The sequence below is a fragment of the Neorhizobium phenanthreniclasticum genome, from assembly GCF_040066075.1.
In the GTDB taxonomy this organism is placed as follows: Bacteria; Pseudomonadota; Alphaproteobacteria; order Rhizobiales; family Rhizobiaceae; genus Neorhizobium; species Neorhizobium petrolearium.
Window position 1 is genome coordinate 30,672 of record NZ_JBEAAL010000014.1, and the last position, 19,943, is coordinate 50,614.

General features: G+C 62.5%; 17 protein-coding genes. 3 read left to right on the forward strand and 14 right to left on the reverse strand.

All coding sequences use genetic code 11. The features are described from left to right. The first annotated feature begins 51 nt into the window (after positions 1–51). Positions 52–450: a GFA family protein gene (locus ABK249_RS17945; RefSeq protein WP_152600999.1), complete on the forward strand. Its 399-nt coding sequence runs from the start codon at positions 52–54 to the stop codon at positions 448–450. Positions 451–453: 3 nt separating this feature from the next. On the opposite strand, the gene ABK249_RS17950 is transcribed toward ABK249_RS17945, so the two are convergent. The 5 genes from ABK249_RS17950 to bcoG are packed head-to-tail and all read right to left on the reverse strand — an operon-like array spanning position 454 to position 6,909. Further along, the gene (locus ABK249_RS17950) at positions 454–1,239 is read right to left on the reverse strand and encodes a carnitinyl-CoA dehydratase (RefSeq protein WP_348863547.1); all 786 of its coding nucleotides are present in this window, start codon (positions 1,237–1,239) and stop codon (positions 454–456) included. Beyond that, the gene (locus ABK249_RS17955; protein WP_348863548.1) at positions 1,236–3,293 is read right to left on the reverse strand and encodes an acetate--CoA ligase family protein; all 2,058 of its coding nucleotides are present in this window, start codon (positions 3,291–3,293) and stop codon (positions 1,236–1,238) included. The genes ABK249_RS17950 and ABK249_RS17955 overlap by 4 nt, the downstream gene beginning before the upstream one ends. Positions 3,294–3,295: 2 nt before the next feature. Continuing rightward, complete coding sequence (locus tag ABK249_RS17960) at positions 3,296–4,456, reverse strand: acyl-CoA dehydrogenase family protein (RefSeq protein ID WP_348863549.1); 1,161 nt, start codon at positions 4,454–4,456, stop codon at positions 3,296–3,298. A 55-nt stretch (positions 4,457–4,511) separates the two neighbouring features. Continuing rightward, entirely contained in the window at positions 4,512–6,002 is a 1,491-nt protein-coding gene (locus ABK249_RS17965) for a carnitine 3-dehydrogenase (protein ID WP_348863550.1), read from the reverse strand. A gap of 4 nt (positions 6,003–6,006) precedes the next feature. Then, positions 6,007–6,909 (reverse strand): 3-dehydrocarnitine:acetyl-CoA trimethylamine transferase BcoG, encoded by a 903-nt coding sequence (bcoG, locus tag ABK249_RS17970; protein WP_348863551.1) that lies wholly within the window; start codon positions 6,907–6,909, stop codon positions 6,007–6,009. Between bcoG and ABK249_RS17975 the strand changes: the two genes are divergently transcribed. Continuing rightward, on the forward strand, positions 6,878–7,984 hold the full coding sequence (locus tag ABK249_RS17975) for a GlxA family transcriptional regulator (RefSeq protein ID WP_227705691.1): 1,107 nt from the start codon (positions 6,878–6,880) through the stop codon (positions 7,982–7,984). The two genes, bcoG and ABK249_RS17975, sit on opposite strands and share 32 nt — an antisense overlap. Here the strand turns inward: ABK249_RS17975 and ABK249_RS17980 are convergent. From ABK249_RS17980 to ABK249_RS18015, 8 genes are all read right to left on the reverse strand, one after another. Further along, positions 7,977–9,179 (reverse strand): acyl-CoA dehydrogenase family protein, encoded by a 1,203-nt coding sequence (locus ABK249_RS17980; protein ID WP_348863552.1) that lies wholly within the window; start codon positions 9,177–9,179, stop codon positions 7,977–7,979. The two genes, ABK249_RS17975 and ABK249_RS17980, sit on opposite strands and share 8 nt — an antisense overlap. A 10-nt stretch (positions 9,180–9,189) precedes the next feature. Then, entirely contained in the window at positions 9,190–10,344 is a 1,155-nt protein-coding gene (locus ABK249_RS17985) for an acyl-CoA dehydrogenase family protein (protein WP_348863553.1), read from the reverse strand. Between the two features lie 156 nt (positions 10,345–10,500). Continuing rightward, on the reverse strand, positions 10,501–11,343 hold the full coding sequence (locus ABK249_RS17990; RefSeq protein ID WP_227705688.1) for a p-hydroxycinnamoyl CoA hydratase/lyase: 843 nt from the start codon (positions 11,341–11,343) through the stop codon (positions 10,501–10,503). Positions 11,344–11,372: 29 nt separating this feature from the next. Then, entirely contained in the window at positions 11,373–12,815 is a 1,443-nt protein-coding gene (locus tag ABK249_RS17995) for an NAD-dependent succinate-semialdehyde dehydrogenase (protein WP_348863554.1), read from the reverse strand. Positions 12,816–13,031: 216 nt separating this feature from the next. Then, positions 13,032–15,152, reverse strand: coding sequence for an acetate--CoA ligase family protein (locus tag ABK249_RS18000; protein WP_348863555.1), 2,121 nt, complete (start codon positions 15,150–15,152; stop codon positions 13,032–13,034). Between the two features lie 10 nt (positions 15,153–15,162). Beyond that, complete coding sequence (locus tag ABK249_RS18005) at positions 15,163–16,026, reverse strand: p-hydroxycinnamoyl CoA hydratase/lyase (protein ID WP_348863556.1); 864 nt, start codon at positions 16,024–16,026, stop codon at positions 15,163–15,165. Between the two features lie 114 nt (positions 16,027–16,140). Then, complete coding sequence (locus tag ABK249_RS18010; protein ID WP_227705685.1) at positions 16,141–16,869, reverse strand: SDR family oxidoreductase; 729 nt, start codon at positions 16,867–16,869, stop codon at positions 16,141–16,143. Positions 16,870–16,898: 29 nt separating this feature from the next. After that, positions 16,899–17,690, reverse strand: a complete 792-nt coding sequence (locus ABK249_RS18015) for a helix-turn-helix transcriptional regulator (RefSeq protein ID WP_227705684.1) — start codon at positions 17,688–17,690, stop codon at positions 16,899–16,901. 139 nt (positions 17,691–17,829) lie between these two features. On the opposite strand from ABK249_RS18015, the gene ABK249_RS18020 reads away from it, so the two are divergent. Next, on the forward strand, positions 17,830–18,363 hold the full coding sequence (locus ABK249_RS18020) for a VOC family protein (protein WP_210054856.1): 534 nt from the start codon (positions 17,830–17,832) through the stop codon (positions 18,361–18,363). Positions 18,364–18,735: 372 nt separating this feature from the next. Here ABK249_RS18020 and ABK249_RS18025 read toward each other — a convergent pair whose 3' ends face one another. After that, entirely contained in the window at positions 18,736–19,914 is a 1,179-nt protein-coding gene (locus ABK249_RS18025) for an alpha/beta hydrolase (RefSeq protein WP_348863557.1), read from the reverse strand. Between the last annotated feature and the right edge of the window lie 29 nt (positions 19,915–19,943).

Consider the following 19,943-nt stretch of genomic DNA (forward strand, 5'->3'; position numbering starts at 1 on the left):
CTATATCGGCTGGTATCTGGACGAGATCAGCCATGTATGAGGTCCCCTCTTATGAAAAGACTATCGGGCAAGTGTTTTTGCGGCGTGGTGGAATATGCGGTGGAGGACGCTTTCGTTTACGCGGCCAACTGCCACTGTTCGGACTGCCGCCGCACCACCGGCTCGGCCTTCAAGCCATTCGCGGGCATTCCGCGGGAAAAACTCACCCTGGTGAAAGGCTCCGATGGTCTGTTGATTTATGGCAACGCCGAGAACCACGATGCCCATTGCGGCACCTGCGGCTCGTTGCTCTATTCGCTGGTGCGTGAGGCCAGATGGGTGCATGTCGCGATGGGCACGCTTGTCGATGCCCCCGCCATCCGCCCGACACACCATATCTTCGTCGGTTCGAAGGCGCCCTGGCACGAAATCACCGACGATCTGCCGCAATATGAAGGGCACAAACTTTAACGGCTACTTTCCCTTCCAGACCGGGTCGCGTTTTTCGGCGAAGGCCCGGGCGCCTTCCAGCTGGTCCTCGCTGGAATAGAGGATATCGACAGTCCTCAGCTGACGACGGGTGATGCGGTTCATCGAGGTCTGGAATTTCTCGCCTTCCGCCTCGCGTACCACTTCCTTGATCGCCGCATAGACGAGCGGCGGGCCGCTTTCCAGCAGCCGCGCCAGGTCCCAGGCGCGCGCCATCAGCTTGTCGGCCGGCAGGATTTCATTGACGAAGCCCCAGCGATGCGCCTCCTCAACATCGAGCCAGCGGCCGGTGAGCAACATGTCCATGGCGACATGATAGGGAATGCGCTTCGGCAGCTTGATCGAGGCGGCATCGGCCACCGTGCCGGAACGGATTTCCGGCAGCGCGAAGGTGGCATGTTCGGCGGCGAGGATGAGGTCTGTCGCAAGCGCGATCTCCAGCCCTCCGCCGCAGCAGATACCGTTGACAGCGCAGATGATCGGCTTGTTGAGGTCCCGCAGTTCCTGCATGCCGCCGAACCCGCCGACGCCGTAGTCGCCATCCACCGCGTCACCAGCGGCCGCAGCTTTCAGATCCCAGCCGGGGCAGAAGAACTTTTCGCCGGCGCCGGTAATGATCGCAACGCGCAACGCCTCGTCATCGCGAAAATCGCGGAAGATTTCACCCATGATCCGCGAAGTCTTCAGGTCGATGGCGTTCGCCTTCGGCCGGTTGATGGTGACTTCGAGAACGCCGCCCTCGCGATGGGTCCTGATGGGTTGGTCGGTCATGCTATTCTCCTCCGCACCAGCGCATCCACGGCAACGACGCCCTCGCCTTCCGGCAGCACCATGACCGGATTGATGTCCAGCTCTTCGACGTCCGCCGCATTGGCGGCCAGATAGGCCGCGACGGCGGCGACCGCCTGTTCCAGCGCGGCGATATCGCCCTTCGGCCTGCCACGATAGCCGTCGAGCAACGTCTTTATCTTGAGGCCGGATATGGCCGCGGAAATGGCCTCCGGTGACGTGGGCAAGGTAATAAGCGCGGAATCATCCAGCAGTTCGACCAGAATACCACCCGCCCCGACAGTCAGGACCAGGCCCGCAATGGGATCGCGCATCGCGCCGATGATGATCTCCGCCACCGGCTTGGCGGCCATCTTCTCGACCAGATAGCCGTTCGCGACACCCGCCATGGCGTGGGCAGCAGCGACCACCTCTTCGCGGTTTCCGAGGGTAAGCCTCACCGCGCCGGCCTCTGTCTTGTGGGCAACGCCACGACCCTTGAGCGCCACCGGAAAACCGAGCCTTTCGGCCGCATGCCCCGCCTCTTGCGGATCCATGACCACGAGCCCGTGCGGAACGGTCAAGCCGAAGGCGGAAAGCTCACGCTTCGCCTCGTCCTCGTTGAGCGTGACCGTCTCGCCCGCTCCGGCGGGAACCTTGAGCAGGGGCACAGGCGCGGGCTGCCTCCACGCCGCACCGATAAACGCAGCGGTCTCCGCCGCGGCCAGCGCCTCCTCGATGCCGAAGAACGGTACGACGCGGTCATGCATCAGCCGTTCGGCCACGGCTTCCGGAAGGTTCTCGCCCATGCTGGCGACGACGCCGGCATTCGCCCCGGTTGCGGTCCGCGCCGCCACCACCGCGTTGACGGTTGTCAACCAGTCGGTCGCATCGCAGCGATCAAGCCGCGGGATGTCCAGCACCACGAGGTTCATCGCATAGCCACCCTGCATCATCGCGGTAAAGGCGGCCGTCTGCTTCTCCTGATTGCCCCAGACGAAGGTGTGGTAGTCGAGCGGATTGGCGAGCGCCACCATCAGCCCGAGCGTCTCGCGGAGCGGTTCGAGTTGCTCATTTCGGAGTGGCCGATAGGAAATCCTTCGCTTCATGCCGGCATCGGCCATCAGTGAGGCCTCGCCGCCCGAACAGCTCATCGAGGAAATGTCGGCGCTTTCCAGTGGTCCGTAAAGATGCAGGAGCTTCAACGTTTCCAGGAGTTCCGGCAGCGTCTGAACCCGGCCGATGCCGAGCCGTTGCAGCAGCGCAGAGGAGACGCGGTCATTGCCGGCGAGCGAAGCGGTGTGGGAGACGGCGGCGAGGCGCGCAGCCTCCGATCTGCCGACCTTCAGCATGGCGACCGGCTTCTTCAGCTCCCGCGACAGGCCGGCCAGCCGCTCCAGCGTTTCGAGACTGTCGAAGCCTTCCACATGCAGGCCGATGGCGGTGACGCGCGGGTCCTTGATGACAGTGCAGGCGAGTTCGGCAAGCCCTGTTTGCGCCTGGTTGCCGGCAGTCATCAGATAGGCAAGCGGCAATCCCCGCTGTTGCATGGAAATGTTGCAGGCGATGTTGGACGACTGGGTGAGCACCGCCACACCTTGCTCGACCCTGAGCATGCCGTGCTGATCCGGCCAGAGGAGAGCCCCGTCCAGCATGTTGATGAAACCGTAGCAGTTCGGCCCGAGGATCGGCATGTCGCCGGCCGCCTCGACCAGCGCCTTCTGCAGGTCATCGCCATCGGCAAGCTCGCTTGCCGCCTCGCGGAAACCGGACGCGTAACAGATTGCCCCGCCTGCGCCGCGGGCGGAAAGTTCTCGGACGATCTCTATGGTAAGCTGCCGGTTGACGCCGACAAAGGCCGCATCCGGGGCGTCGGGCAGGTCGGCCACCGATCGATAGCATCTGCGGCCGAGGATTTCGTCACTCTTCGGGTGGACGGGCCAGATTTCGCCCGCAAAACCCATCTTGTGGCATTGCTCGATGACCCGCCGTGCCTCCTTGCCGCCAAACACGGCAATGGTCTTCGGGCGTGTCAGGCGTTCAAGGGAGCGGGTCATTCTTACGCCCCCAGCGGCCGTAGCAGGTCGCGGCTGATGATGTGCCGCTGGATTTCCGACGTGCCATCCCAGATGCGTTCGACACGGGCGTCACGCCAGAAGCGGGCAAGCGGCAGGTCGTCCATCAACCCCATGCCGCCGAAAATCTGGATCGCCTCGTCGGTGACCCGCGCCAGCATTTCCGTGGCGAACAATTTTGCCGAGGCGATTTCGCGGTTCGACGTCAGGCCCTGATCGAGCCGCCAGGCGGCCGAGAGCGTTAGCAGATCGGCAGCGTCGATCTCGGTGATCATGTCGGCGAGCTTGAAAGAGACGCCCTGGTTGGTGCCGATCGGCCTGCCGAACTGCTTGCGGTCGGCTGCCTGGTTCAGGGCATAGTCGAAGGCGCGCCGCGCCCGGCCGACGCAGGTGGCGGCGACCGTCAACCGCGTGCCGTAGAGCCATTGGTTGGCGATGTCGAAGCCTTTGTGCACGTCGCCGAGGACCTGGGTCGGCGGCAATCGGCATTCGTCGAAGGTGAGGATGCAGTTCCGGTAGCCGCGATGCGAGACGGAACTGTAACCTTCGCGGATTTCGAAACCCGGCGTGTCGCGATCGACGAGGAAACAGGTGATGAGCTTCTTCGGTCCATGCGGGGTTTCCTCTTCACCGGTCGCGACGAAGACAATGACGAAATCAGCGATATCCGCATGCGAAATGAAGTGTTTCGTACCGTTGACGATCCAGTCGTCGCCGTCCCGTCGGGCGAAACATTTCATGCCGCGCATGTCCGAACCGGCATCCGGCTCCGTGATGGCAAGTGCATCGAACTTGTCGCCGCGCACGGCCGGCAGAAGATATTTTTCGCGCTGGTCTCCCTCGCAGGCCATGAGGATGCCGGAAGGCCGGCCGAAGAAGACTGTGAGCGCCATGGAGCCACGGCCGAGCTCCCGTTCGACCAGCGTGAACGACGTGTGGTCGAGACCGGCGCCACCCACCTCCTCCGGAAAATTGCAGCCGAAGAAGCCGATCTCCCGGCATTTTCGCGCGATTTCCTGACCGAGTTCGGGCGGCACGAAGCCGGTGCGCTCCACCTCGTTCTCATGCGGATAGATTTCCGTCTCGACGAAATCGCGGACGGTCTTGACGATCATCTCCTGTTCGCCGGTCAGTCCGAAATGCATGGGGTTTCTCCCTTTACTGATGGGGAGCGTAGCCGCCCCCCCTTCTGCCCATGATCTACCTCTTCTGCCCCACCGAACGCCCGACGCCTTCCGGAATAGGTAATTTCGCATGCGCCTCGGCGATCGGCTTCAACTTCGCCAACACGTCGAAGGGCGCGGCAACCGATTTCCCGGCCTTCGAATCCACGTGCAGCATCAGTTGCTCGGCAGTGGCGAGCGCCTCGTTGGTCTCGGCATTGTAGATGGTCGTGAAGAACCGGAGGCGCTTGTCGTCGCTGGAGAGCACCTGCAGCGTCGAGTAAAGCTTCTGGCCGAGTTTTGCCTCACCAAGATGTCGGATATGCGTCTCGACCGTATAATAGCTGTGCCCAGCCTCGACATAGGCGAAATCGACCCCGATCAGCCGGAGCAGCATATCCGCCGTATCGGCGAAGACCTGCAGGTAGCGGTACTCGGTCATGTGGCCGTTGTAGTCCACCCAGGCGGCGCTGACCTTGGTGTCGAGCAGCCGGAGCGGAGCGGAAAAATCCGGTTCCTTCTTCGCTCCACCCCCCTGCGCCCAGAGATGTTTTTCGAACTCGCCAAGGATCTTGCCCGCCCCCCAGCCCTGCCCGCCGTCGCCGGCTTTCAGCGCCTGCATGATGCCGACGAGGTTCTCGTCGCGGATGCGTTCCAGTTCCCGGATGCCGCGGGCGCCGGACTGCGCATCCGATTGGGCAGCGATCTTGTCGATGAGCGCATCGTCGAGATCAACGACATCGGTGAGTCTGGTCCAGGGCCAGGAAAGGCAGGGGCCGAACTGCGCTAGGAAATGCCGCATGCCCGCCTCGCCGCCGGCGATGCGATAGGTCTCGAACAGACCCATCTGCGCCCAGCGCATGCCGAAGGAATAGCGGATCACGTCGTCCAGCGTTTCCGTGTCGCAGATGTCGTCATGGATCAGCCACAGGCCTTCGCGCCATACGGCCTCCAGCAGGCGGTCGCCGACGAAGGCCTCGATCTCCTTTTTGATGATGACGCCCTTCATGCCGATCGGCGCGAGTTTTTCCTGCGCCGCCTTCAGCGTTTCCGGGGAGGTCTTCTGGCCGCCGACCAGTTCGGCAAGAGGCAGGAGATAAACGGGATTATAGGGATGGGCGACGAAGAAACGTTCCGGGTGTTTCATGTCCCGCTGCAAGTCGGTCGGCATCAGGCCGGAAGTGGAGGAGCCGATCAGCGCTTGCGGGTTGGTGGCCGCATCAATCTGGGTGATGACGTTCCGCTTCAGTTCCAGCCGTTCCGGCACGCTTTCCTGAATCCAGTCGGCGCCCTCAACGGCTTCCTCGATGGACTTGCAGAAGGTGATTTTTCCCCTGGGCGGAAGCGGCGCCATGGTGAGCATGGCATAGGCGCGCTCTGCATTGCCCAGCACTTCGCCGCCGATGCGTTCCGCTTCCGGATGCGGGTCGTACATGTCGACATCAATGCCGGCGAGGACGAAACGGGCCGCCCAGGCTCCGCCGATGACACCGCCGCCGATGCAGGCTGCTTTTTGGATGCTGGTCATGGGATCACCGCTTCGTCAGCTTCAACTTCTCACGCACCTGCGCCGGCCCGATCACCTTTGCGCCCATGCCCTCGATCACGCCGGCGGCCTTTTCGACAAGCTGGGCATTGGTCGCCAGTTGGCCCTTACCGACGTAGAGATTGTCCTCCAGCCCGACGCGGACATTGCCGCCGGCAAGCACCGCCGCGGCCGGATAGGCGAGCGCACCGCGGCCGATCGAGAAGGCGGAGAAGGTCCAGCTCTTCGGCACGTTGTTGACCATCGCCATGAAGGTATTGAGGTCGTCCGGCGCACCCCAGGGAATGCCCATGCAGAGCTGGATCAGCACCGGATCCTCGATCAGGCCTTCCTCCACGAGCTGCTTGGCGAACCAGAGATGGCCGGTATCGAAGGCCTCGATCTCCGGCCGTACACCGAGCGCCGTCATCTGCCGCGCCATTTCGCGCAGCATGGAAGGCGTGTTGGTCATCACGTAGTCGCCGAGCGAAAAGTTCATCGTGCCGCAATCGAGCGTGCAGATTTCCGGCAGGCATTCGGCGACGTGCGCGACGCGCTCGGTGGCGCCGGCCATGTCCGTGCCATTCGGATTGACCGGGAACGGTGCCTCGACGTTGCCGAACACGAGGTCGCCGCCCATGCCGGCAGTGAGGTTGAGCACCACGTCCACATCCGCCGAACGGATTCGATCGGTGACTTCCCTATAGAGCTCCCTGTTGCGGGCGGCGGCGCCCGTCTCCGGGTTGCGGACGTGGCAATGGACCACGGCGGCGCCGGCCTTGGCGGCATCGATTGCCGACTCGGCGATCTGTTTCGGCGTGACCGGCACGTGGCTGGACTTCCCCACGGTATCGCCCGCGCCGGTGACGGCACAGGTGATGAAGACCTCGCGATTCATCTCGAGCGGCATGTTCCTCTCCTTGTTCGTTTTCACCATTACGAACCGGAAGAGAGGAGAATGCTTTTCATTTTCGGCGCCATTCTATACATTAGCGGAAGCGGAGGGCGATGATTGCGTGGCTGACGTTTTCTCGCAGGAGCAGCATTTCGACATTCTGGTGCTGCCGGAGATCAACCTTATTCTCGCGGCATCCGTGATCGAGCCCCTGCGCGCCGCAAACCGCATCGCCGGCAGGGAGCTATATCGGTGGACGCTCTTTTCACCAGAGGGACAGCCGATCGATACGAAGGCGGGCATTCCCATTCCCGTCAGCGGAGCCTTCCGGCCCGGACGGGAAAGCGATCCGCTTTTCGTGCTCGCCAGCTATAACTGGAAGCAGCATGCCACCCGTGATCTGAAATTTCAGCTTTCCCAGACGGCGCGACACCGCACGCTGATCGCCGGCATCGAGGCCGGGTCGTTCATCCTCGCCGAGACCAGCCTTCTCGATGGTTTCTCCGCCACCACCCATTGGGAGGATTTCGAGGATTTTTCGACCGCCTATCCGCAGGTGAACATGATCCGCGAACGCTTCGTCATTGACGGCAAGCGCATCACCACCGGCGGTTCGCTGCCGACGCTTGATCTGATGCTGGAACTGATCCGCCGCGCACATGGCTATTCACTGGCGCTGGAAGTCTCGCGGCTCTTCATCTACGAGCAGGAGCGCATCCGTGGCGACCTGTTGCAGGTGCCGGCGATCGGCAATATGCGGATCGTCGACACCCGCGTTCAGACGGCAGTGAAGCTGATGGAGGAAACGGTGGAGGCACCGTTATCACTGGCTCGGCTGGCCAAACGCGCGGGCATCAGTGCCCGGCACCTGCAGGACCTTTTTCGCGACATCATGGGCGTTGCGCCACGCGAGCACTATCTCGCGCTTCGCCTCAACGCAGCCCGACGGAAGGTGATCGAGACGCGGGCGACCTTCGCGGATATCGCCGCAGCCACGGGCTTCAACTCTGCCTCCGCCTTCTCGCGCAGCTACCGCGCGCATTATCGGGAAAGCCCGAGTGACACGCGAAGGCGGTTGAAGGCTACCTGAGCAGCGTCTTCGCGATGATCTCCAGCTGGATTTCATTGCTACCGCCGAAGATGCTCTGGGAGCGGGAGTTGAAATAGACGGCAGAGGCGACTTTGCGCCCTTCGTCAATCTCGCTCTCTTCCGGCAGTTCGTGCAGCGGCCGGTGTTCTTCCCAGCGCAATGCATCCGGGCCGAGGATCGAGGCGGCGAGTTCGGCGATCGACTGGCGGATGCGGCTGCGCTCGATCTTCATTGTCGACGACGGCACCGACCCCGGATTGCCGCCGGCCTGCACCTTGGACATGGCGGCCAGCTCCAGCATGTCGTTGGCGTCGACATCGGTGGCGATCTCGGTGAAGCGGGCCGCAAACAGCGGATCGTCGATCATTTTTCGTCCATCCGGCAGCGGTTCGCAAGCGAGTCGGTGGAGGCGTGTCAGCATCGCCCGCAGCACGCCGCCGGCGAAGGCCCCACCCCGCTCGAATTCCAGCAGGTATTTGGCGATGTCCCAGCCCTCGCCTTCCTCGCCGATCCGGTCGGAAACCGGCACTTTCACGTCATCGAAGAAGACCTGATTGAATTCATGCGTGCCGCAGATCGAACGGATCGGCCGGATGGTGACGCCCGGCGATTTGAGGTCGATCAGGATGAAGGTGATGCCTTCCTGCTTCTTTCCGGTGTCGGCAGTACGCACCAGTGCGAACATGCGGGTGGCATGATGCGCAAGCGTCGACCAGATTTTTGAGCCATTGACGAGATAGTGGTCGCCTTCGAGCACCGCCTTGGTCTTCAGCGAGGCGAGGTCGGAGCCGGAGCCGGGTTCGGAATATCCCTGCGCCCAGACATCTTCGCCGTTCAGGATGCGCGGCAGGTAGAAGGCTTTCTGTTCGTCGGTGCCGTAGCGCATCAGGACAGGCGCGATCATCTTGATCGAGGCGCCGCGGAAATGCGGCTCGCCGGCCCGCTCGCATTCCTGATCGAAAATATAGCGTTCGGCGAGCGTCCAGCCGGTGCCGCCGTATTGCTTCGGCCACGAGGGGGCGACCCAGCCCTGTTCGTTGAGCTTCGCCTGCCACTGCAGGCCTATATTCGGATCGGCGAGAAAACTCGGGTTCAGCCGCTCGGCGCGCTTCAGGCTTTCGTCGAGATGGGTATCCAGAAACGCCCGCACCTCGTCGCGGAAACGGACCTCTTCTTCTGTCATCAGCAGATCCATGACGTCCTCCTCAGGCCGGTTCGCGCAGCAGGCTGCCGGAAAGCACGGCGGGATCGCGGATGATCTCGCCATAGCGCTTCAGGTGGTCGGCAGTGGTGCCGAACGTGTTTTCGATCGCATAGAGCCTTCGGAACCAGGCGCCGATCGGCATCTCCTCGGAAAATCCCATGGCGCCGTGCAACTGGATCGCCTCCTGGGCAACGACGCGGGAAACTTTGCCGATCTTGGCCCTGGCCCCGGAAACGCCGCGGATGCGCATTGAACGCAGCGCATCAACGGAAAGCGTGGCGAGCAATGCCGAACCACGGGCTTCCTGGCATTTCACGGCCATCTCGGCCATGCGGTGCTGCAGCGCCTGGAAGGCGGCGAGCGGCTTGCCAAACTGCACGCGTTCCTTGGTGTAGGAAACAGTGGCATCGAGCAGCGCATCCATGATGCCGACCGCTTCGGAAGCGAGCGCGGCATTGGCGCGGTCATAAGCCGCTTCGATTTCGACGAGCGTGTTGTCGCCGTCGAGGAGAGCGGAGGCTGGCAGAGGGACATTATATAAAGAGAGATCGCAGGCGCGGCTGCCATCGACGAGCTTTGCTGTCTTGCGTGTGAGGCCTGCGGCATCGGCCGGGACGAGGAAGAGGCGGATATCTCCGTCGAGCTTTGCCGAGACGAGGAAGATGTCCGCTGCGGCTCCGCCAAGTGCCAGCGGCTTTCCGCCGGAGAGCGCATAGCCGTCGCCGGTCCTCACGGCGGTCGCGGAAATATTGCCAAGGTCGAAACCGGTCTGCTTTTCCGCATGTGCGAGCGCCGGACGCGACGTGCCCGCGATCAGGCCGTCGAGGATTTCTGCCTTCTGGCTTTCCGTGCCGAGTTTTTCAATGAGACTTCCGGCAAGGATGACTGAGGCGAGGTAGGGCTCGACGACTAGCGCCCGGCCGATCGCTTCCATGATCAGCGAGATTTCGACCGCGCCACCGCCAAGTCCGCCGTTTTCCTCGGAAAAGGGCAGCGCCAGCCAGCCGAGATCGGCCATCTCCGCCCAGATACCGGCGTCGAAGCCGTCATCGGAGGCGACGATTTTTGCCCGTTTATCGAAGTCGTAGCGCTCCTTCAGGAAGCGATCGGCGCTTTCCTTCAAGAGGAGCTGCTCGTCCGAATAATTCAGGTCCATGGTGATGTCTCTTGTTCGAGTGTGGTGGCTTGGCCAAGGCGCCCATCTCCCCTCGAGGGGAGTTCATCGCGAAGCGATGGGTAGGGGTGAAAGAGATCACCTCACACGATCATCCCCCCGGCGCTGCGTGCCGCCCCCCTCAAGGGGAAGTAACCTTCACTCCTCCCGCTTGTAAGCTCCATGCCCCGGGCGATAGGTCTTCGTATCCAGGAACTGCGACAGCCCCTTCTCCCGTCCCTTCTCCGGATCGACAAACGTCGTCTGGTCGGCTTTGGCGGTCAAATATTCCGCCGACTCTTCCCAGGTCATCTCACGCACATATTTATAAGCCATTCGTGCCTGACGGAGCACGGTCGGGTTCTTTTCGAGAAGCACGCGGGCGATTTCGACGGTGCGTTCGCGAAGCTTGTCGGCCGGCACCGCCTCGTTCACCAGGCCGAGCTGTTCGGCCATCTTGCCGCCAAACTTCTCGCCGGTCATCACGTAGTACATGGCCTTGCGATCATTCATCAGGGTCGAGATCGCCTTGGACACGACACCGCCGGGGATGACGCCCCAGTTGATTTCCGAAAGGCCGAAAACCGCATCTTCCGAAGCAATGGCGAGGTCGCAGCAGATCAGCGGCGTGAAGGCGCCGCCAAAACACCAGCCGTTGACCATGGCAATCGTCGGCTTGGCGTAGTGCATCAGGAGGCGCCATTGCCAGGCGCGGGTGGAACGGTAGGCGCGCATGCGCTTCACGTCCGAGACGCCGTCGGTGGCGCGGAAAAAGTCTTTCAGGTCCATGCCGGCGGAGAAGGCTTCGCCTTCGCCGGTGAGGATGATGACGCCGGCGCGGTCGTCGATTTCGAGTTCGTCGAGCACGCGGATCATGTCTTCCGCCAGCCCGACGCTCATGGCGTTGCGCTTGTCCGGGCGGTTCAGTTTCACCCAGGCAATGCCGTCCTCGAATTCGACCTTGACGTTTTCGCCGCCGATATCGCTTGCTTCAATGGCCATGATTAGTGCTCCTAAAACGCTCTTTCGCCTTACGATTGGCTGGTGAATTTGGTGACGAGGTAGGCTTCCATGCCTTCCGAACCGCCCTCGGAGCCGTAGCCGCTCTGCTTGACGCCGCCGAAGGGGGTTTCGGTCATGGAAATCGCATTGTTGTTGATGCCGACCATACCAGCCTCGATTGCGTCGCTGACCATGGTCGCGGTCTTGGCCGACTGGGTAAAGGCGTAGGAGGCAAGCCCGTAAGGCAGGCGGTTCGCCTGTTCGATCGCCTCCTCGAAAGTGGAGAAACGGGCGGTGACCGCGACCGGGCCGAACGGCTCTTCATTCATGATGATCGCGTCCTGCGGCACGTCGGCAAGCACCGTCGGCTGGAAGAAATAGCCGCGATTGCTGCCGCGTTCGCCGCCGGTGGCGATCCTTGCGCCGCGGCTGACAGCATCGGCCACCATGCGCTCCATGGCCGGCACGCGGCGGTTGTTGGCGAGTGGCCCCATCTGGTTTTCCGGATCGAGGCCGTCGCCGACCTTCAGCGCCGCAGCCGCCTTGGCGAAACCGTCGACAAACTTGTCGTGGACGCTGTCATGTACGTAGAAGCGGGTCGGCGAGATGCAGACCTGACCGGCATTGCGGTATTTAGCATGCACCATGACGCGGATAGCGTGGTCGATATCCGCATCCTCGAAGATCAGCACCGGTGCATGGCCGCCGAGTTCCATCGTGGCGCGTTTGACGCCTGCCTGCGCAGCGAGGACGGCAAGCTGCTTGCCGACATTGGTGGAGCCGGTAAACGTGATCTTGCGGATACCGTCGGAGGCGATCAGGTGTTCGGAGACTTCGGCCGGCTTGCCGTGCACGACATTCAGCACGCCGTTCGGCAGGCCCGCATCCTGGAGTGCGCGGGCGATTTCAAGCACCGTCGAGGGCGTTTCCTCGGAAGGCTTGATGACCATGGTGCAGCCGGTCGCGAGTGCTGCGGAAATTTTTCGCGCCGGGATGACGCCCGGAAAGTTCCAGGGTGTGAAGCCGGCGACCGGGCCGACCGGCTCCTTGGTGACGAACCAGCGGGCGCCCGGCAGGCGGGAAGGAATGACGCGGCCATAGGTGCGGCGGCCCTCGTCCGCCGTCCAGTCGAGAATGTCGGCGGAGATGTGGATTTCCGGAATGGATTCGGAAAGCGGCTTGCCCTGATCGAGCGTCATGCGCCGGCCGAGTTCGGCGGCACGCTCGCGCAGGATATCTGCCGCCTTGCGGATGATCTTGGCGCGGTCGTAGGCCGTCGTGGTGCGCCAGGTCCTGAAGGCGCGGGAGGCCGCTGCGACGGCGCGATCCAGGTCTTCCGCCGTCGCATGCGGCAGCGCCGCGATCGGCTCGCCCGTCGCGGGATTGATGACGTCCTCGGTGACGCGGCCGTCCGCGCCAATCCATTCGCCATCGATGAAGAGCTTCAGTTCGCCATAGGATTGAATCTGCATCACTGTTTCCTCCCTCGTGACGGCTTTGAAATGTCGGAAGCGAGGACATGAGCCCTCGCTCTTTTTCCCGGAGGTCCGCAACCTCTCCATCGTCATGCTCGGGCCTCTCCCGAGCATCTGCCCAGATCAGACGTGGATAGATCCTCTGGACAAGCCCGAGGAGACGTCAGAAACCGACGGCACCTCTCCAAAAAATCGCAGTGAAAGCTGAGGCTCTCACCGCATCACGAATAGCGCGTCGAGCGCGAGAACCCCATCCCCCTCGCCATAGACAACCAGCGGGTTGATATCGACTTCGACGATCTCCGGTGTCGAACGCATCAGCGCGCCGAGCTTAACCACAACGTCGGCGATCGCCTCCACATCGAGGGCCGGTTGACCACGGAAGGGGCCAAGCAGTTTTGCCGCCTTCAGCTTGTGGATTTCGGCAATCGCCCGTTCGCGGCTGATATCGGCCGACAGAAGACGGGCATCCGCCAGCGCCTCGATCCAGACGCCGCCCAAGCCCACGAGAACCGTCGGACCCCATTGGTCGCGCTTGGCGCCGACCACCATTTCGAGGCCCTGCCGCGCCATGCCTTCGATCAGCACGCCGTCAAGCGTCAGGCCCGGCTTCTGGCTGGCGATACCGGCATACATCTTCTCATGCGCAGCACGCACCGCCGCCTCGTCGGCGAGGTTGACGATGACACCGCCGACATCGCTCTTGTGGGCAAGCTCCGCCGCCTGTGCCTTCATGACGACCGGATAGCCGATCCCGGCGGCGATCTTCACCGCCTCATCGGCATTTTTCGCCAGAGCGCCCTTAGGCGTCTGGATGCCAAGGTCGGAAAGGATGCGCTTGCCCTCATATTCGACCACCAGTCCGGAGGCCGGAACGTCCTTCAGCCGCTCACCTTCCGGTGCACGGTCCTTCGTGGCAGCGAGCGCGGCGGCATAGTTCATGACCACCGCCATGGCCCGCATGGCGCGTTCAGGCGAGCGGAAGAACGGAATGCCGCTGTCGCGCACCGCCTTCATGAACCTCGGGTCGAGCGGATAGTCGTCGCCGATGATGTTGAGGATGACCGGCTTTTCGGCGGTCGCAGCAACCGGAATGATCGCATCCGACTTCTTGATCTGCATCGGCGGCGAACCTCCCGCATGCGACAGGAAGACGATGCCGACATTCGGGTCCTTCAGCATGGCCGCGGTGGACGTACCGAAAATGCCGGGATTGGCAAAACCGGTCGTGCCGATGTCGAACGGGTTATCGACATGCACATAGGGCGGCACGAGCGAGGTGAGCTCCGCATGAACCTCTTCCGAAAGCGTCGCAATCGGCAGGCCGACCCGTTCGCAGAAATCGAAGCAGAGGCCGCGGATTGCGCCGGAATTGGTCACGATACCGGCCTGGCCGGTAGGCGGCAGGGGATAACGGGCAAGGATCGCGGTCACGTCGAACAGCTCGTCGGTCGTTTCGACCAGTGCGACCGCCTCGTTGCGGATGGCCGTCTGCATGGTGGCGTGGTCGCCGGCAAGAGCGCCGGTATGCGATTGAGCCGCCGCCTTGCCGCGCTCGCTGGAGCCCGGATGCAGCATGACAATCGGCTTGCCGAGTTCGCGGGCGCGGTGAGCGACAGCCAGGAATTTTTGCGGGTTCTTCACCTGCTCGACATAGACCGCGACAGCCGCGTTGTCCTTGTCCTCGATCAGCCATGCAATAAGGTCTTCGGCGGCGAGCACCGCCTCGTTGCCTGTGGCGATCACATAGGAGACCGCGATCTCGCGGGAATGCATGGCGAAACGGATGTTGGCGGCCGTGGCGCCGCTCTGGGCGACGATCGCTACGCGCGAACGCTCGCCGACGCCGCGTAGATCGACCGGCTCGAAGGTGAGCGGAATGCCGTCGACATAGTTCGTATAGCCCATGCAGTTGGGCCCGAGCATGGCGATGCCCGCCTTGCGGCAGATCTCGGCAAGCTCGTCCTGCTGTTTACGGCCCTCCTCGCCCGCCTCTGCGAAGCCCGACGAATAGACGATGACGCTCGCCACTTCCCGCTCGATGCAGGCGAGAACCGATTCCCTGATCGCCGCCTGCGGCACGATGAGGATGACCACGTCGACGCCTTTCGGCAGGTCGCCGATCGTCTTAACGCAGGGCCGGCCGTTGATCTCGTCGCGCGAGCGGCTGACGAGATGCAGGTCGCCCGAATACTGGAAGAGTTCGAGGTTCGCCAGCACGCCGCCGCCGATCGAGGCGGGATCGGGCGACGCGCCCACGATCGCGATGGACCGTGGGCGCAAGAGACGATCGAGGTCGAACGTCTTGGGAGAAGTGGTCGTGATATCGGACATGGTCGTCTCTTTAGTCGCGGCGGTAAGCACCCAGGCCCGGGCGGAAGGACTTTTCGTCCAGGAACTGGCTCATGCCGACATTGCGGCCGTTTTCCGGATCGCGAAGCTCCGTCTGGTCGGACTTCGCCATCAGATATTCGCCGGCCTGTTCCCAGCTCATGTCGCGGGTGAAGCGACATGCGGTCTTGGCCTGGCGCAGCACGAACGGATTCTTGCCGATCAGCGTCATTGCAAGCTTGCGGGTCTCTTCTTTCAGGTCTTCCGGGGCGACGGCCTTGTTCACCAGCTTCATCTCGGCGGCCTGCCGCCCGTTAAAGGTCTCACCGGTCATGATATAGTACATCGCGTCGCGGAAGCTCATCGTCTCGAGCACCGACTTGGTGACGATGCCGGCCGGGATGATGCCCCAGTTGATCTCGGAAAGGCCGAAGATCGCTTCTTCCGAGGCAATGGCGAGGTCGCAGCCGACCAGGAACTGGAAGGCGCCACCAAAACACCAGCCGTTGACCATGGAGATGGTCGGCTTCGGATAACACATCATCCGGCGCCACTGCCAGGCGGCATTCGCCCGGAACAGGCGTTCGCGCTGGATCGGCGGCACCTTGTCGGTGGCGCGGAAATATTCCTTCAGATCCATGCCGGCAGAGAAGGATTCGCCGGCGCCGGTGACCACCATCACCTTGCAGCGTTCGTCCTCTTCCAGCGCGTCCATGATCGCGTTCATCTCCCAGACGATGCCGGGGTTGATCGCGTTGCGCTGCTTCGGCCGGTTGAGGGTCACCCAGGCGATGCCCTCGTCGAATTCCACGGTGACATATTCGCCCCACTTGCCCATTGTCTGCTCGGCGGCGGTGGATTCGGTCTGATTTTCCATAGCAATTTCTCCCTGCTGCGGGATTGAATATCAGGGACCCGAATATAGGTCAAGCGGCTTTCTGATCTAGCCTTTACGAAAGGAAATCCGCGTGAAGATTTGCTGAAATAAGGATTAACCGCGCCCCAGAAACGGCATTTCGACCGGCAGGATGATGCTTTCATAGAGGTTCACGTCGTCCGGAAGCGTCGCCATCAACACGACGATACGCGCCACGTCGAGCGGCATCATCGTTGCCGGGCGGACCTGGTCGGTAATGCCTGGGACCAGCGAGCTCACCGTGGAGCCTGGATGCACCATCGAGACGGCGATGCCGTGTTCGCGACCGTCGACGGCGAGTGAACGGGTGAGGCCTTCGAGCGCAAACTTGCTCGCCGTATAGGCGGCGGTGTGCGGGCGCGGCACCTTTGACGACAGGCTGCCCATATTGATGATGCGGCCGCGCTTTTGCTCGATCATCATGGTGAAGGCGGCGCGGCTGCAATAGAAGACCGAATGCAGGTTGGCGGCGATCACCTCATGCCAGCGCTCGTTGGTGAGTTTTTCGACCGCCGTGTGGTCGGCGATGCCGGCATTGTTGATGAGGATGTCGACCCGGCCGTATTTCTCCCTCACGCGGGCGAAGAGTTCGGAGACCTGTTCCTCGTCGGTCACGTCGGCCGGCACCACGAAGGCGCGGCCGCCTTCCGCCTCGATCTCGCCGGCAAGCTTTTCCAGCTTGTCGGCGCTGCGGGCGGCGAGCACGGTGATGGCGCCTTCGGCGGCGATCGCCTTGGCGATGCCCCAGCCGATCCCCGAGCTGGCGCCGGTGACGATGGCGATGCGGTCCTTGATCGAAATCATTTCAAAACTCCCCCTTAACAACTGCGCACTCAGGCGCGTGAAATTCCCTCGTAAAGCGCTTCGAGGCCTCGGCGGTCGCTGACGCCGAGCTTTCGGTAAGCGCGCTGACGGTAAGTGACGATACTCGATAGCGCGAGACCCACCTTTTCGGAAATCTCCCGGTGCGTGCGGCCAAGCAACAGCCCGGCAGAGACCTCGGCCTCGCGTCCGGACAAGGCATAACCCGCCTGCAGCAGACGGCCGGCGATCTCCTGGATCGGCGGATGCAATGGCGCCGTCTGCGGCCGTCCCTGCAGCCGCACATGCTTGACCAGCATCGCCATCAGGAGCGGCGCCGCCACCTCGATCCGTTCGACGGCGGAGATTGGAAACGGTCCGCTCTCGCGCGTCCGGTAAAGGCTGGCGAAGACCCGAGGCATGTCGGAATGATAAATGGTCAGCCGCTCCAGTACATGGGCTCGCTCATAACAGTCGCGGCGGTATTCAGGATCGCGGATACCGTTCCAGGCCTGACGCACCACCTGAACCTTGCGAGGGGTGGAAACCGCAGACAGCATCTGACGTGTCACCCGGTCACGCTGCCAATAGCGGCGGGCATAATCGAGCGAGGCACGCTCCGCAAAACCGGGGATTGTCGAGTGATAGCCACAGGCGAAAAGGTAGGTGAGCGATCCGTCTTCTTCCGCCTGGAAAGCGGAGCAGAAGTCGGTGCCCGCGAGCTTGCGGAGGATTTCCAGCAGTTTTTCGGGGAAGGCCGGCTCGCCAACCTCGTCCATCAGGGCGGCCATCATGGCCACGTTATCCGCATCAAGCGCAAGCATTGACGCCTCCCGCTGCCTTCATAAATCCGTTGTGTCCTGGTCTCTCCGAGGCATGTCCCCTCTCAAGGTGGACATCGGAGGAACGGCAAAGGCCTACCATCGAGGCCAATGCAACAAGCCTGGATATGGAGGAAAGACCATGGTTGACGCACCGAAGCTTCGTAAGCTTTATCACTTTTCCTACCCCTGCCGCGACGGCGAAGAGACCAGAAAGTTCTACGAGGACCTGCTTGGCCTGCCTTTGGTCAATTGCATGACCTCGGACCGCGTGCCTTCGACCGGTGAGGAAAAGCCCTACGCGCATTTCTTCTTCGAACTCGGCGACGGCTCCTACATGGCTTTCTTCGACCTCGGCGAAAACGTCATGCCACTTCCCTCGCCGAACACGCCGGACTGGGTCCAGCACTTTGCCATGGAAGTTGACTCGGTCGAAGAGGTCCTGAAGTTCAAGAAGCGGCTGCAGGATGCCGGCGTGAAGACGACCGACGTCATCGACCATGAATTCATCAACTCGATCTACTTCTTTGACCCGAACGGCCTGCGCCTTGAGATCACCGCCCGCACGGAAGAGCCGGGCTATCTGGAACAGGCCGCGTCGGAAGCCCATGACGCCATGAAGGCGTGGGTGAAGAAGAAGGCAGGCATGATCGCCAACAAATCGGCCGCGGCTTGAGGCCTCCACCCGTTCGATGACGGGGCAACTGATGGGACGCGAAGTGGTAGGGCTGGCCGATCTCCCTCCTTGAGGGGGAGACGCCCGGGGGGGCAGAGGGGGGTGTCGCCCAGGCGCTTCAGTAACCTTTTCGCCCGCAGCACTGTCGCTACCCCTCTCTATCACCTTCGGTGACATCTCCCCCTCAAAGGGGGAGATCAGAGGGAGCATGCGGCACCACTCGTCATCCTTATCTGCGATTGCCCCATTCCTGGAAGCGGACAAAGCACACGCACCACCGATCCAGCCTGGACGGTGGTGCTTTTCACTAAAGCTCACGGTCAAAACCTCCCGATGGTCCGGAGCCCGCCGCCGGCGAACTCCGGACGGCTGTCATGCCAACAATCCCTGCCGCTTGCTCCAGTCCACCACCCGATCGATGCAGGTTTTCAAGAGTTCCGGCTGGCCGAGATAGTAGTGGGTCGCATGCGGAATCGTCAGATATTCCTTGTTCGGCGTCGCGAGTGCTGCCCGGATCGCCGGATTGTGGGTCGCGGGGACCGCCTCGTCGGCATTGTTCTCGATCTGCAGCACCGGTGAGCGCTTGATCAGCGCAGCGTTCATCGGGCCCTTAGCGTTCGAGAGATCGTAGCTCCACTGCGAAAGCCACGAACGCAGGGTCGTGAAGCGGGCAAGCCCGACCGGGCCGACATTCACCGTGCGTGGATCGCCCATGTAGCTCTTGCCGACCGGCCGGTCGTTCGGGTCGATTGTCGGATCGAACCAGCGCACGTCGCACATGGTGCGGTGGACAACAAAGGCGCGCTCCTGCTCCGGGCCGCCGCGGCTTTTGAGTTCCGCGAGCGTATCGAGCGCCCATTGGGTGATCTTGCGGTTGCGGGCGACCTGGGCGGCGCGGAAACGCTCAACGAATTCCTTCGTATAGGGCGGCTGGTGCGGGCAATCCGGCGAATAGATATCGAATTCGGGATTGCGGACGTCCGGGTTCATTTCGTCGATGACCGAAGGGTCCAGCCATTCGGTCAGCGTTTCGGCGCGGGACAGATGCGCGGCGATGAAGATGACACCGTCGGCGGGCTTCAGGCCCGCTTCGACAAGGTTCACTTCGTCGCCGGCCGGGGTGTGGGTGATCGTCGGGCTCTCCGCCTGCGCCTGGTAGAACAACGACAGCGAACCGCCACCCGACCAGCCTACGAGGATGACCTTTTCATACCCGAGTTCGTTGCGCGCATGGTCCAACCACTTCCCAAGGTCGATCGCCACCTTCTCCATGATGAGGGCGGTATCGTTCTTCGGGTAGCGGCTGGCGGCGCAGAGCACATGCAGGCCCGCATCGGCGAGTGCCATCGGCATCGGCAGGAGCTGCAGCGTCGAGGTGGGGTGCATGAAGACATAGACCGTCTTCGATGGTGCATCGGCGGGCTTGAGCAACTGGCCTTCGAGGTTCACGCGCCCTGAATTGCCGGCAAAGCCATAGGTCTCGGTATATTTCGCCGTCTCCGGAAAGGAGACGATCAGCGGGATCCGCTGCCATTCCGCCCTGGTGTTCATGCTGTCCTACCCGTTATGCTTCGCCCGTC

What these genes read in the sequence shown, in the direction of transcription:
- ABK249_RS18005 (WP_348863556.1), bottom strand. Translation starts at nt 16,026, where the DNA reads ATGGAAAATCAGACCGAATCCACCGCCGCCGAGCAGACAATGGGCAAG.
- ABK249_RS17960 (WP_348863549.1), bottom strand. Translation starts at nt 4,456, where the DNA reads ATGCATTTCGGACTGACCGGCGAACAGGAGATGATCGTCAAGACCGTC.
- ABK249_RS17950 (WP_348863547.1), bottom strand. Translation starts at nt 1,239, where the DNA reads ATGACCGACCAACCCATCAGGACCCATCGCGAGGGCGGCGTTCTCGAA.
- ABK249_RS17975 (WP_227705691.1), top strand. Translation starts at nt 6,878, where the DNA reads ATGAAGACCTCGCGATTCATCTCGAGCGGCATGTTCCTCTCCTTGTTC.
- ABK249_RS17985 (WP_348863553.1), bottom strand. Translation starts at nt 10,344, where the DNA reads ATGGACCTGAATTATTCGGACGAGCAGCTCCTCTTGAAGGAAAGCGCC.
- ABK249_RS17990 (WP_227705688.1), bottom strand. Translation starts at nt 11,343, where the DNA reads ATGGCCATTGAAGCAAGCGATATCGGCGGCGAAAACGTCAAGGTCGAA.
- ABK249_RS17995 (WP_348863554.1), bottom strand. Translation starts at nt 12,815, where the DNA reads ATGCAGATTCAATCCTATGGCGAACTGAAGCTCTTCATCGATGGCGAA.
- bcoG (WP_348863551.1), bottom strand. Translation starts at nt 6,909, where the DNA reads ATGCCGCTCGAGATGAATCGCGAGGTCTTCATCACCTGTGCCGTCACC.
- ABK249_RS18015 (WP_227705684.1), bottom strand. Translation starts at nt 17,690, where the DNA reads ATGCTTGCGCTTGATGCGGATAACGTGGCCATGATGGCCGCCCTGATG.
- ABK249_RS17965 (WP_348863550.1), bottom strand. Translation starts at nt 6,002, where the DNA reads ATGACCAGCATCCAAAAAGCAGCCTGCATCGGCGGCGGTGTCATCGGC.
- ABK249_RS17980 (WP_348863552.1), bottom strand. Translation starts at nt 9,179, where the DNA reads ATGGATCTGCTGATGACAGAAGAAGAGGTCCGTTTCCGCGACGAGGTG.
- ABK249_RS18010 (WP_227705685.1), bottom strand. Translation starts at nt 16,869, where the DNA reads ATGATTTCGATCAAGGACCGCATCGCCATCGTCACCGGCGCCAGCTCG.
- ABK249_RS18020 (WP_210054856.1), top strand. Translation starts at nt 17,830, where the DNA reads ATGGTTGACGCACCGAAGCTTCGTAAGCTTTATCACTTTTCCTACCCC.
- ABK249_RS17955 (WP_348863548.1), bottom strand. Translation starts at nt 3,293, where the DNA reads ATGACCCGCTCCCTTGAACGCCTGACACGCCCGAAGACCATTGCCGTG.
- ABK249_RS17945 (WP_152600999.1), top strand. Translation starts at nt 52, where the DNA reads ATGAAAAGACTATCGGGCAAGTGTTTTTGCGGCGTGGTGGAATATGCG.
- ABK249_RS18000 (WP_348863555.1), bottom strand. Translation starts at nt 15,152, where the DNA reads ATGTCCGATATCACGACCACTTCTCCCAAGACGTTCGACCTCGATCGT.
- ABK249_RS18025 (WP_348863557.1), bottom strand. Translation starts at nt 19,914, where the DNA reads ATGAACACCAGGGCGGAATGGCAGCGGATCCCGCTGATCGTCTCCTTT.